Here is a 12,271-nt window from a genome sequence, read left to right on the forward strand (position 1 = left end):
TTTTCCTAGAGATGACATTCATTATTAAAATAATGCTTTGAGATTCTAAGCTAATCCGCTGATTGAATGCCAGAAAAGAGCCAAGTAGGAGCAAGACTAGAGGTAGATCTGTTCCTACTTAGCATGATGAGTTTTTGTGACTAAAAACGATAGCCCATTTTCAAACCATAAGCGATTGCACTGTTATCTTTAAAATCGGCCTGTTCAGCAATGGGTTTAATTCCTGCTACAGGAATGTAATAGGTGCCGTCTTCGGCAATCACATCACCTAACCAGAAGTATTTAACGCCAGCCGCAATAAAGTAGTTCGGGGCAGGATTAAACTGAGCACCTAGACCAATCCCCCAAGACCCTTTGGTCGGATTCAATGTGGATGCAGGGTCGCCTGTACCAGAGTCCCAACTGACTTCAGTGGATGCACTCCATTTCTCAGTAAACTGATGTCCAAGTCCGACATTGACCGTCCATTGATCTTTTTGATAGCTGTCTAAATCAAAACCACCTGTATAGGTTCCTTCGCTGATTACGCCAGTGAGATACTCCGTCACTGCGCCAAATTGCGTCGGTCGAATATGAAAATCTTTCCAGTTGACCCAACGTAGATTGGTATAGAGCAGTGTGTCTTTATACACACCTGTTTGAAAATCAACATTCACCGATTGTGGCGTGGAAATTTTGGTTTTACTTGGGGTAGTCACTTCTAAAGGCTGACCGAACATGGTCTCAGTCACTTGCATATCGTGGTCGATCTTGGAGCGATAGGTCAGCGCAGCTTTTAAGGCAATCTCTGGGATTTGATAACTCAGGCCTGCCAGCCAACCGACTGCATGATCCTGTTTAAATTTGGCATCATAGCCATTAAAGGCTTCACTGTATGAATTACCACGCAGCGCGACATCACCTTTGACCGATTGATAGACAGCGCCGCCATAGAGTTGAACATTGCTAAAAGGACTGACACCCAAAATCATGCTAATGCTTTCAGTATCAACATTGACCGATGTGCCTTGCTGGGTAAATTCATTGTCCGAGAAGGTGTTATTCGATTGCATCGGATAGCGAATATCAGCACCAAAAGGCTGGTCATAGAGTAGACCAAAGCTGATTCGATCAGTCAGTTGAAGTTTGAGCGCGGCACTATAATATTGAAAGCTATTGCCCATATTGCCTGAGTTCAGGTTCTGTGGATCATTGACCAGTTCAGGACGATTACGGATTTTCCCCGAAATGTCAGCATCAACGGCTGTTGCACTGACTTCAACATAGTTACCATTTTCCAGAAAAGGGAGAATGGATTGTCCTGATTGGTCCAGTGCTGCCGCGTGATTCAATGTACTGATACATATCCCACACAGGCCAATCACCATTGGATTGAGTTTCATATTGATCATCCTTGTAAAACCGTGTCTTATTCTTAAACATGCTGTTTTTATTGACGGTCATTTTTTCTGGCGATAGTAAGCTGATTCGACTCACTATTTTGACTTGAAAATAAATGTCCAATTGCTAGTGAAGCATCTTTTTAAATCATGGAACAGGGTTATAAATGATCAATATGGGGGGCGAATCGGTCATCTATGCAACTTTGAGACAATAAAAAAACCTTGTATCGAGACACAAGGTTTTTTCAATTAAAGCAAATCGTTATTGCTTCACAATCAGCACTGGAATATGTGATTCTGTTAAAACGGCACGTGCCACACTACCCAGCAATAAACGTTTTACCCCTGTGCGGCCATGTGAGCCCATCACAATCAGATCTGCACCAACTTCATCAGCAACAAAGATAATGCCTTCACTGGCTGAACCATGATGAATTTTGGTATTCACCTGAATACCATCACGGACAAAGGATTGAGAAATGTCTTGTAGTTGTGTTTTGGCTTGTGCTTCGGCTTGCATAAAGTAATCGGTCACCGCAGGGGCAACTTGATAAAAATCCACACCGACAAATGGGTCAACCGCAACCACACTCAGAATGGTGACTTTTGCCCCAGATAGTTTTGCTAAAGAAAGCGCATGTTCGACTGCGGCATAGGAAATTGGAGAGTCATCAACAGGAACTAAAATATTTTGATAAGACATATTTACTCCTTATAGTTTATCGTTGTAAAAAATAGAAAACATAACAAGGTGATAACATATTGAGCCTGTGCTAGCAAATCAGCACAGCTTAAAAATATATGATAAAACTGAAAATAATGTAGAAAAACAGCGTATTCCGCAGCAAAATAGAGATATAAGAAAATCACTGTATTTTTGTAAGTCAGTTAAAGATTAGGCGGAAAGTTAACCATGCAATTCAAGCACAATTTAAATCAGAAGGACGCTTTGTGTTACTCAGTTTAGAGGCATTTAAACAACAAAAATTCGATCAGATGGCAGCTAAAATTATGGCCGATCCTGAGCACTACCTGACTTTTGATTCGGTTTCAGACTTTTACAAAGCGGCATGGTTAGATGAGTTTCCGCAAGGCACAAGATGGTCAGCTACAGGTTTGGATGATGGTGCGGAGCAGTTTTATGCGGTGATTGAATATGGGGATCATTATCTGTATATCAGTCGTATGGAGCGTGTCACGGTCAAATTAGGCATACGGCATCATTACAATAGAAATAACTAATCCGAGCAGTCATCCATTTTTGTCTGATCAGATTTAGAGATGCAAATGAGAATGCTATACTTTTGCGCAATGATGAAATCCTAATAAAACGAAATGGACATTTAAAAATGGCACATCAATTTACGGTTAATGAAACAATTCATGGTGTTTCAATTGAGGACTTTTCAAGACTGGTCGCGGATACTTCATTGCATGAAGCAGTGTGTAAGCGTATTCCAGGTGAAAATTTGGAAATTATCGAATCGAATATTCAGGGTGATATTTATACACTACGCCGTGAATATAATCTGGATGTTAATATTCCAGAGGTGGCGAAAAAATTATTAAAAAATGCGTTCCGTTTAAAACGTGCTGATATTACCCATTTGAAAAACTTAACCTCGACGGTTGAATTGGGTGCAAACTTACCTTTGGAAGCGAAGGGTGAGCGCAGTGTCACGGGTGACAGCGAAAAAGTGAATATCTCTTTAACATGGACTGTCAAAGTAAAAGTGCCGTTGATTGGTGGTATGTTAGAAAAGCATGCAGAAGGCGAAATCCGTAAATTCAGCACGCTTGAAATCGAGATCGTTGCAGATGAATTAAAGAAACACCTTTAATTTCTCAATGAAAGAAAGCTCTCCATTTGGGGAGTTTTTTTATTTAGAAGCGCAGAAAATAGGGAACAATTGAAAGCGCCACGCCAATGATACTGATCATGGCTGTGCTATCAATAAAATAGGTAAAGAGCATCAAGATAAGACCACATACCAAAGGCACGGTCATTTTCTGCTTTTTGCCATACATAAAATAGCCTAAGCCAATCGAGCTAAAGATGACACCTAGAAATAGTTGGGTTGCATTCATGTGCTTTGCCATTCATTATTTTTTTCGCGAATATATTATGACAAGATTCTTAAATGAAAATTATGGTAACGCGATAAAATATCCAATACGATAATATTCACTATTCGGTCAAAACAACGATAAGGGCGTGGGATGAGTGTAATTCTACCTGTAGCACAACGTGGTGAAGAAGTTTTAAAAATTAAAGCGGCAGCTGTCGCAAACGGGGAATTTAATAGTGAGTGGTTATTACAATTGGCATCTGCCATGCATGCGACCATGTTGGAGCGTAATGGTGTTGGGATTGCCGCACCACAAGTCTATATTTCTAAACGCTTAATTATTGTGGCATCTCGTCCGAATCCACGTTATCCCGATGCACCCGAAATGGATGCGGTAGTGATGGTCAATCCTGAGATTTTGGCATTTTCTCAAGAGTCTTGTTTAGGTGAGGAAGGCTGTTTAAGTGTGCCAGATGAGCGTGGGCAGGTTGAACGGGCGCAAGCGATAAAAGTGCGTTATTACACCTTACAAGGTGAAGTGATTGAAACCGCTTTTGAAGGTTTCCCTGCACGGATTGTTCAGCATGAAGTGGATCATTTAGATGGCATTTTATTTGTAGAACGTTTGAGTTAATTATGTATGTAAGCTCATAAAATCATTACAAAAGCTATAATTTTAATATGATCCGTACTCTGTACTATAAGCACTTATTTAAATTAAAACTTGAAACATTTAAAGGCTAGATGACCATGAAAACTCCACTTCCTGATTATTTGGCACATGTGATTGATGCCTGTGATATCGATAACAGTGGGCATCTCGCCGATTATATCCCTGAGTTAGCCAATGCCAATCCCGATCGTTTGGCGCTGGCCTTGTCTACCGTCGATGGTGAAATCTATTCCGTTGGGGATGATGAGATTGAATTTACGATTCAATCGATGTCTAAACCGTTTACTTATGCCTATGTGCTGCAACAGCTTGGCATTGATGCGGTATTAGAGAAAGTTGGGGTTGAACCTTCGGGCGAAGCCTTTAATGAAATTTCATTGGGTAAAGATCGCCGTCCTAAAAATCCGATGATTAATTCAGGTGCAATCACCACGCATTCATTGATTCCAAGTAAAGAGGATCTATCAGGCGCAGAAATTTTACGTCGATTTATGAGCGAGCTGGCAGGGCGTGAACTGCAATTTGATGATGCAGTATATGAGTCTGAGGTAAAAACAGCCTATCGAAATCTCTCGATTGGTTATATGTTGCGTACCGTCGGGATTTTGGAGTCCGATCCTGTCGATATTGTGAATGGTTATATCCGGCAATGCGCGATCTTGGTGACGGTCAAAGATCTAGTGAGGATGGGCAGTGTTTTTGCCAATGGTGGGGTTGATCCTAAAACTGGAAAACGCTTATTGAATCGTGCTGTGGTACGTCAAGTTCTGAGCGTGATGATGAGCTGCGGTATGTACGATGCCGCGGGGGATTGGCTCACAACGGTTGGTATTCCTGCCAAAAGTGGTGTCGCTGGCGGAATCTTGGGCGTGTTACCTGGTCAGGTCAGCATAGCGGCTTTTTCTCCTCGACTCGATGAACATGGCAATAGTGTACGCGGCATAGATATCTTGGAGCGACTCTCTCGTGATATGGGCTTGCATTTGATGGAAGGCACACCTTCCGCACAAACCATTGTGCAGAGTCATTATCGCACTGGAAAAGATGCTTCTTTGAGTGTCTATGTACTTCGCGGTGTATTGAAATTTACTGAAGCGGAAATGTTGTTACGGACGTTGCAATGTGAGCCTGTCAATAAAAGTTCTATTGTGATTGATTTAACTCAGATTTCCTTGATTCATGATGTCGGGAAACGGATGTTTCTGGAAGGCATTGATCGTTTGATCGATGATGGGCACACTTTGCTTTTAGTTGACCCTGAGCAGCGTTTGGATCATGCGCGAACGCATAAAGATCGAGTCTTGCATGTTTATCAGAATCTTGAAGATTTGATTGAGAAACATAAAGAGCTGTAAAGGCAAAGAACCTATATTTAAATGGTATAGGTTCTAAAGAGAGTTTATATATTGTGCTAGAGATGCTCGGATTTGGTTAAGCATGCGTCTGTTTTAAACGTAGGTATTGATGAAGCCTTATAATAAAAATCTAAAGCAAGCATCTCGAAATTTAAGAAGTAATATGACAGATGCTGAGCAACTGCTATGGCAAAGAATCAGACGTAAACAGATTTTAGGATTACAGTTTTATCGACAGAAGCCGATTCTAAATTTTATTGTGGATTTCTATTGTCCAGCAGTGAATTTGGTCATTGAATGTGATGGTGGGCAACATTATACCGAAACAGGGTTGGAAGCTGATCAAAATCGTGATCATGCTTTAAGTGAATTAGGGTTGATCACTTTAAGATTTAGTAATCATCAGATTTTGACTGAGATTGATGCTGTTGTAGAGCGGATTTATTATGTGGTTCGGCAAAGGTTAGAATCCCCCTCTTGCGAAACGTAGTTTCCCACCTTTTCAAAGAGGGACTTTACCGCGAATTGAATGTAGATATTGGATTCATGATACTCCCTCCTTTTTAAAGGAGGGTTGGGGAGGATTACAAGTTTCTGAATCCATTTTAGGTACAATAGCTGTATGTAGTTTTCTATGTATTTCCTTATATGTTATATAAAATTAATAATATTAAGCTAAGAGTCATGAGTATCACACTCAGAAAATATTTATTTTATAAATTATATATTTTTTATTTAAATATCAATTTAATCCCTCCCAACCTCCCTTTTCAAAGGGAGGAGCTGTCACGTAATTCATTTGATACGCAAAAGTTCCCCCTCTTTTTTAAAGAGGGGTTAGGGGAGATTAGAAGTCTAACTTAAGCAATCGAATCATCTAAATTTGGTGCTAACCAACGCTTCGCTTCATCCAATGTCCAACCTTTACGCTTTGCATAATCCTCAAGCTGATCTTGAGAAATCTTGCCTACGTTGAAGTATTCACTTTCAGGATGAGAATAATAGAAACCACTGACAGAAGAAGGCGGCATCATCGCAAAGTGTTCAGTCAACTTGGTACCGATCTTCGCTTCTGAACCTAACCAATCAAATAACACTGCTTTTTCAGAATGCTCTGGGCAAGCAGGGTAACCTGGCGCAGGACGAATACCGATATACTTCTCTTTGATTAATTCTTCATTGCCCAAAGTCTCATCAGCTTTATAGCCCCAGAATTCTTTACGGATACGCTCATGCAAGTGCTCAGCAAATGCTTCTGCAAAACGATCGGCCAAAGACTGAACCAAGATTGCTGAATAATCATCACCTTTGGCTTTATATTCATTTGCCAATTCTTCAGCACCGAAAATCGATACCGTGAAACCACCGAGATAATCGGTATTGTCTTTAGAAGTGCTAATAAAGTCCGCTAAAGATAAATTCGGTTTGCCTGTCACTTTGTCAGATTGCTGACGAATATGCTCAAAGGTATGCGTAACATTCTGACCTGCTTCATCAAACACGCTGACGGTATCCGCAGCTGTACGCTGTGCAGGATATAGACCAAAGACCGCACGCGCATCAAAACGATTATTCTCGATAATGTCTTTCAGCATCGCTTGAGCTTGGTTATACAAATCAGTTGCCGCTTCACCGACAACTTCATCTGTCAGGATTTTCGGGAATTTACCTGCCAAGCTCCAAGAAATAAAGAAGGGTGTCCAGTCAAAGTATTCAACCAAGGTCGCTAATGGATAGTTAGTAATAACTTGCGTACCTAAACGATTTGGAATCGGTGGCACATAGTTGTCATCCACCTTGAAACCATTTTCAATCGATTCAGCATAGCTGAGCTTGGCTGCTTTCGGTTGCTTGTTGGCTAGGCGTTCACGAATCTTGGCATATTCAGCACGGTGTTCTGCAATAAAATTGCCACGCATTTCTTTCGAGAGTAGGGTGGTTGCTACACCAACTGCACGCGAGGCATCGGCAACATAAATCACTGCATCGTTTTGATACTGCGGATCAATCTTCACTGCGGTATGGGCTTTTGAAGTGGTTGCGCCGCCAATTAACAGTGGAATGTTAAAGCCTTTACGCTGCATTTCTTTGGCAACAAACACCATTTCATCCAAAGACGGGGTGATCAAACCCGACAAACCGATGATGTCACATTTCTCATCAATCGCAGTTTGCAGGATTTTTTCTGCTGGTACCATCACGCCAAGATCAACGATGTCATAACCATTACAACCCAAAACCACACCCACGATATTTTTACCAATATCGTGTACGTCACCCTTAACAGTTGCCATCAACACTTTACCTTTGGATTGGCTACCTGTTTTTTCAGCTTCGATGTACGGATTCAGCCATGCAACGGCTTGCTTCATCACACGTGCAGATTTCACGACTTGTGGCAGGAACATTTTACCTGAACCAAACAGGTCACCAACTACGTTCATGCCATCCATCAATGCACCTTCAATCACATCAAGAGGGCGTTTGGCTTTTAAACGGGCTTCTTCGGTATCTTCATCAATATAGGTAGTGATACCTTTTACCAATGCATATTCAAGACGTTTTTCAACCGATTCATTGCGCCATTCAAGGTTTTCGGCTTCGCGTTGCGCGCCACTATGACCACGGAACTTCTCTGCCACTTCAAGCAGTTTTTCTGTGGCGTTTTGACCTGATTCACCTTGGTTTTGATTCAGAACAACATCTTCAACCGCATCTTTTAGTTCTTTTGGAATATCGTCATAAATCGCCATTTGACCAGCGTTAACGATCCCCATGGTCATGCCTTGTTTAATGGCATGGTAAAGGAATACTGAGTGAATCGCTTCACGCACAGGCTCATTACCACGGAAGGAGAAGGAGACGTTAGAGACACCGCCTGAAATCATGGCATGCGGCAAGTTCTGTTTGATCCAACCTGTCGCTTCAATAAAATCGACGCCATAGTTGTTGTGTTCTTCAATCCCTGTTGCCACGGCAAACACGTTCGGGTCAAAAATAATATCTTCAGCAGGGAAGCCCACTTCATTAACCAACACATCATAAGAACGTTTACAGATTTCACGCTTACGTGCAGCAGTATCGGCCTGACCTGTTTCATCAAAGGCCATTACAATAATCGCAGCACCGTACTGACGGCATAGGCGAGCTTTTTCGACAAACTCGTCATAACCTTCTTTTAAGGAAATCGAGTTAACAACAGGTTTACCTTGCACACATTTTAAGCCTGCTTCAATGATTTCCCATTTCGATGAGTCAATCATGATCGGCACACGAGAGATATCTGGCTCAGATGCAACGAGATTGAGGAAATGTACCATCGCATTTTGCGAATCCAACATGCCTTCATCCATGTTAATGTCGATGATCTGTGCACCAGCTTCAACTTGTTGCTGAGCTACTTCCAAAGCTTCGGCAAACTTTTCTTCACGAATAAGACGCAGGAATTTTTTTGAACCCGTGACGTTGGTACGTTCACCCACATTGACGAACAATGAATCATCAGAAATGTTAAATGGTTCTAAACCACTTAAACGGCAGGCTGGTTTGGTTTCAGGAATTTGACGTGGCTGAATGTCTTTGACTGCATTATAGATGGCACGAATATGATCTGGTGTGGTACCACAGCAACCACCTGTAATATTGATCAAACCGCTTTCAGCAAATTCTTTAATGAATGCTGCCGTTTGTTCAGGTGTTTCATCATATTCACCGAAGGCATTCGGTAAACCTGCGTTTGGATGCGCGGAGACAAAAGTATCAGCAACATCAGCAATGGTTTTTACGTGTGGACGCATCGCGTCTGCACCCAAGGCACAGTTAAAACCGATTGAGAGTAAATCACCATGACGTACTGAGTTCCAGAACGCTTCAGCAGTTTGGCCTGTTAAGGTACGACCTGATGCATCGGTAATGGTGCCTGAAATCATCAACGGCAGTTCATGACCGATTTGTTTGAATACTTCTTTGACTGCAAAGATCGCGGCTTTACAGTTCAAGGTATCAAACACAGTTTCGATCAAAAGAATGTCTGCACCACCTTCAATCAAGGCGTGGGCAGCTTCAATATAATTTTCTTTTAATTCATCAAATGTAATATTACGGAATGCAGGGTCGTTAACATTCGGTGAAATCGAACAGGTACGTGAGGTAGGGCCAAGTACGCCTGCAACAAAACGCGGTTTCTCTGGGGTTGAATATTTTTCACATGCTGCTTTGGCTAAGCGCGCCGCTTCACGGTTGATCTCTGGAACAAGGTCTTCCATGTGGTAGTCAGACATTGAAACACGGGTGCCGTTAAAGCTGTTGGTTTCGATAATATCTGCGCCTGCATCCAAATAAGCTTCATGGATGCCCTGAATAATCTGTGGTTGGGTTAAAACCAATAAGTCATTATTGCCTTTAAGGTCTGATGCCCAATCTGCAAAACGTTCACCACGATAATCTTCTTCTTCTAGTTTATGGCGTTGAATCATGGTTCCCATTGCACCATCAATAATCAGGATGCGTTGGGTAAGAAGTGATTGTAGGGTGGTAAGCGTGGACATTCAGAAACCCCAGTTGATGATCAAGATAAAAAGCAGGGGCATTGTAACAGAAGCTAGGTCAAAGCGCGTATTTTCAGCAAGCTTGAACAGTGATTCATCGGGTCACTTAGAAAATGTCATAAAATGTTCATGAAGTTGTCACAATTGAATTGAATAATGCTTAAAAAGAAAACATCCAGTTCGAAATGTGACAGTCTAATGTCATATTTCGTAGCGTTTGTTGCAAAATCAGACAAACAGTTCTATCGCTGTTTTTAGTTTTATAATGCATTGTTTTTTATTGATTAAAGTAAATGTCGGAGCGGGTTTATCGCAAGAAAATACAAAAAAATGTGATGAAAACATGAAATTTTGGCTTTATGTGACAGCCCTTTGTCATATAATTGTCATAATTTAATTAAACAATACAGGGGATTTTATTATCCTCTAACCGTCTACATGAATTCTAATCTTCCTCCTGTTTCGGATTCACCGCTTGCCAGCTCTCAGGCAAAATCGACGAATGTACATGTACCAACACCGAAATTCTTTATGCCGGTGTTTTTGACAATTATTGTTGCAACACTGATTTATATCGGTTTTCAGCTCAGTGCTGATTTGGCACATGTACCGCCTTTAAGTTTATATTCAGTTATTCTTTTATCGACGGCACTTTTCATTGCTTTAGGCTTTGAATTTGTAAATGGTTTTCACGATACGGCGAATGCTGTAGCGACGGTTATTTATACCAATGCATTACCTGCTCCAGCAGCAGTGATGTGGGCTGGTTTCTGTAACTTCCTTGGGGTTATGGTAGCGAGTGGTGCGGTTGCATACGGTATTATTGCATTACTCCCTGTAGAAATGATCATGAATGTCGGCAGCGGCGCTGGCTTTGCGATGGTTTTTGCATTATTAATCGCGGCGATCCTATGGAATTTAGGAACGTGGTTTTTGGGGATTCCTGCATCAAGTTCACATACCTTAATCGGATCGATTTTGGGTGTGGGCATCATGAACCATATTTTAAATGCTTCAGCTGGCGCGACCAGTAGTGGTATTGATATGGATCAGGTGATTAAAGTTGGTAAGGCATTATTATTCTCTCCATTGATTGGTTTTGCATTTGCAGCAATTCTATTCTTGTTGGTGAAGAAAGTATTTAAACGCCAAATGGAGCTGTTTCAGCCACCAGAAGGTAACAAGCCGCCACCACCAGTGATTCGTGCAATTCTAATTTTTACTTGTACAGGTGTGAGCTTTGCACACGGTTCAAACGATGGTCAAAAAGGCATGGGTTTAATCATGTTGATCTTGATCGGGTTAGTTCCATTGGCTTATTCATTGAACAAAAATTTAGACGCGCAGCATTTACAGTCTTTTGAACAGCTTTCTTCAAAAACAGCGACGGTTTTAAACGTTAATCAAAACGAGCTGACAGATGAGAAAGCGCGTGAAGTATTAACTAAATATATCCAAACCAAAGAACAAACGGCTGAAGTTGTACCTGCGTTAGCAAGTATGACAGAGCACTTGGGTACACGTGTTGCTGGTTATGGCGATCTTAAGGCGATTCCTGAAGCTGCTGTTAGCGAAATCCGCAATGACATGTATTTAAGCACCACCACGTTTAAACGTTTAGATAAAGCTGAAGCTTTGCCAGAAATGGATAAAGACCAAGCTAAAGTTGTGAAAGAATACCGTAGTAGCTTGGATTCATTCCTTCAATACATTCCAAACTGGGTGAAAGTTGCGGTTGCTCTTGCGCTTGGTCTAGGTACCATGGTGGGCTGGAAGCGTATTGTTGTGACTGTCGGTGAGCGTATTGGTAAGAACCACATGACTTATGGTCAGGGCATGTCTGCTGAACTTGTAGCGATGAGTACCATTGCAGCAGCGGATGGTCTTGGTATGCCAGTATCAACCACACACGTATTAAACAGTGCGGTTGCAGGTACTATGGTTGCCAATAAGTCAGGTCTAAACTTCGCAACGGTTAGAACAATTCTGTCTGCTTGGATCTTTACTTTACCAGCAACGATTACCTTATCTGGTGGTCTATATTGGTTGTTCCTACAGTTTGTTTCATGATCCTAAATACTTAAAAAGATCAGATTTAAAGGCTTTGCTTCGGCAAAGCTTTTTTATGTCTGTACCTTTCATTTTTCTTCAAAATTGTCTGATTTTAGCTATGAGTTGTCCTTTTAAAGTGGGTCAGCGTGCCCTTGTCAATTTATGATGCGCTGAATGGCTGAATGGCTGAATG

The 12,271-nt window shown here is 41.5% G+C and carries 10 protein-coding genes; 6 read left to right on the top strand and 4 right to left on the bottom strand.

Going from position 1 to position 12,271, the window contains the following annotated elements:
- Nucleotides 1-140 precede the first annotated feature (140 nt).
- Nucleotides 141-1,382 (bottom strand): OmpP1/FadL family transporter, encoded by a 1,242-nt coding sequence (locus B2727_RS17055; RefSeq protein ID WP_033133117.1) that lies wholly within the window; start codon nt 1,380-1,382, stop codon nt 141-143.
- 262 nt (nt 1,383-1,644) lie between these two features.
- A complete protein-coding gene (locus B2727_RS17060) occupies nt 1,645-2,085 on the bottom strand; it encodes a universal stress protein (RefSeq protein WP_033133116.1) in 441 nt (146 codons plus the stop codon).
- 248 nt (nt 2,086-2,333) lie between these two features.
- Between B2727_RS17060 and B2727_RS17065 the strand changes: the two genes are divergently transcribed.
- Together B2727_RS17065 and B2727_RS17070 are read left to right on the top strand one after the other, a co-directional pair.
- Nucleotides 2,334-2,624, top strand: a complete 291-nt coding sequence (locus tag B2727_RS17065) for a hypothetical protein (protein ID WP_005321921.1) — start codon at nt 2,334-2,336, stop codon at nt 2,622-2,624.
- Nucleotides 2,625-2,731: 107 nt separating this feature from the next.
- Entirely contained in the window at nt 2,732-3,223 is a 492-nt protein-coding gene (locus tag B2727_RS17070; RefSeq protein ID WP_004654699.1) for a DUF2505 family protein, read from the top strand.
- A 43-nt stretch (nt 3,224-3,266) separates the two neighbouring features.
- Here B2727_RS17070 and B2727_RS17075 read toward each other — a convergent pair whose 3' ends face one another.
- Nucleotides 3,267-3,470 carry a hypothetical protein gene (locus tag B2727_RS17075; RefSeq protein ID WP_033133115.1) on the bottom strand — a complete coding sequence of 68 codons (204 nt, stop codon included), beginning with the start codon at nt 3,468-3,470 and terminating at the stop codon, nt 3,267-3,269.
- A 132-nt stretch (nt 3,471-3,602) separates the two neighbouring features.
- Between B2727_RS17075 and def the strand changes: the two genes are divergently transcribed.
- The 3 genes from def (at nt 3,603) to B2727_RS17090 (ending at nt 5,969) form a co-directional block, all read left to right on the top strand.
- Nucleotides 3,603-4,085, top strand: a complete 483-nt coding sequence (def, locus tag B2727_RS17080; protein ID WP_004805557.1) for a peptide deformylase — start codon at nt 3,603-3,605, stop codon at nt 4,083-4,085.
- 116 nt (nt 4,086-4,201) lie between these two features.
- Nucleotides 4,202-5,479 carry a glutaminase gene (locus tag B2727_RS17085; RefSeq protein ID WP_005190294.1) on the top strand — a complete coding sequence of 426 codons (1,278 nt, stop codon included), beginning with the start codon at nt 4,202-4,204 and terminating at the stop codon, nt 5,477-5,479.
- Between the two features lie 109 nt (nt 5,480-5,588).
- Nucleotides 5,589-5,969: an endonuclease domain-containing protein gene (locus B2727_RS17090; protein WP_033133114.1), complete on the top strand. Its 381-nt coding sequence runs from the start codon at nt 5,589-5,591 to the stop codon at nt 5,967-5,969.
- Nucleotides 5,970-6,339: 370 nt separating this feature from the next.
- Here B2727_RS17090 and metH read toward each other — a convergent pair whose 3' ends face one another.
- Entirely contained in the window at nt 6,340-10,026 is a 3,687-nt protein-coding gene (metH, locus tag B2727_RS17095) for a methionine synthase (RefSeq protein WP_033133113.1), read from the bottom strand.
- A 438-nt stretch (nt 10,027-10,464) separates the two neighbouring features.
- Between metH and B2727_RS17100 the strand changes: the two genes are divergently transcribed.
- The gene (locus B2727_RS17100; protein ID WP_005190284.1) at nt 10,465-12,096 is read left to right on the top strand and encodes an inorganic phosphate transporter; all 1,632 of its coding nucleotides are present in this window, start codon (nt 10,465-10,467) and stop codon (nt 12,094-12,096) included.
- Nucleotides 12,097-12,271: the final 175 nt, after the last annotated feature.

The sequence above is a fragment of the Acinetobacter sp. UBA991 genome, from assembly GCF_002292065.1.
In the GTDB taxonomy this organism is placed as follows: domain Bacteria; phylum Pseudomonadota; class Gammaproteobacteria; order Pseudomonadales; family Moraxellaceae; genus Acinetobacter; species Acinetobacter higginsii.

Bases quoted from the DNA above. Each gene is read 5' to 3' on its own strand.
- B2727_RS17055 (WP_033133117.1), bottom strand. From the start codon at position 1,382: ATGAAACTCAATCCAATGGTGATTGGCCTGTGTGGGATATGTATCAGT.
- B2727_RS17060 (WP_033133116.1), bottom strand. From the start codon at position 2,085: ATGTCTTATCAAAATATTTTAGTTCCTGTTGATGACTCTCCAATTTCC.
- B2727_RS17070 (WP_004654699.1), top strand. From the start codon at position 2,732: ATGGCACATCAATTTACGGTTAATGAAACAATTCATGGTGTTTCAATT.
- B2727_RS17075 (WP_033133115.1), bottom strand. From the start codon at position 3,470: ATGAATGCAACCCAACTATTTCTAGGTGTCATCTTTAGCTCGATTGGC.
- def (WP_004805557.1), top strand. From the start codon at position 3,603: ATGAGTGTAATTCTACCTGTAGCACAACGTGGTGAAGAAGTTTTAAAA.
- B2727_RS17085 (WP_005190294.1), top strand. From the start codon at position 4,202: ATGAAAACTCCACTTCCTGATTATTTGGCACATGTGATTGATGCCTGT.
- B2727_RS17090 (WP_033133114.1), top strand. From the start codon at position 5,589: ATGAAGCCTTATAATAAAAATCTAAAGCAAGCATCTCGAAATTTAAGA.
- metH (WP_033133113.1), bottom strand. From the start codon at position 10,026: ATGTCCACGCTTACCACCCTACAATCACTTCTTACCCAACGCATCCTG.
- B2727_RS17100 (WP_005190284.1), top strand. From the start codon at position 10,465: ATGAATTCTAATCTTCCTCCTGTTTCGGATTCACCGCTTGCCAGCTCT.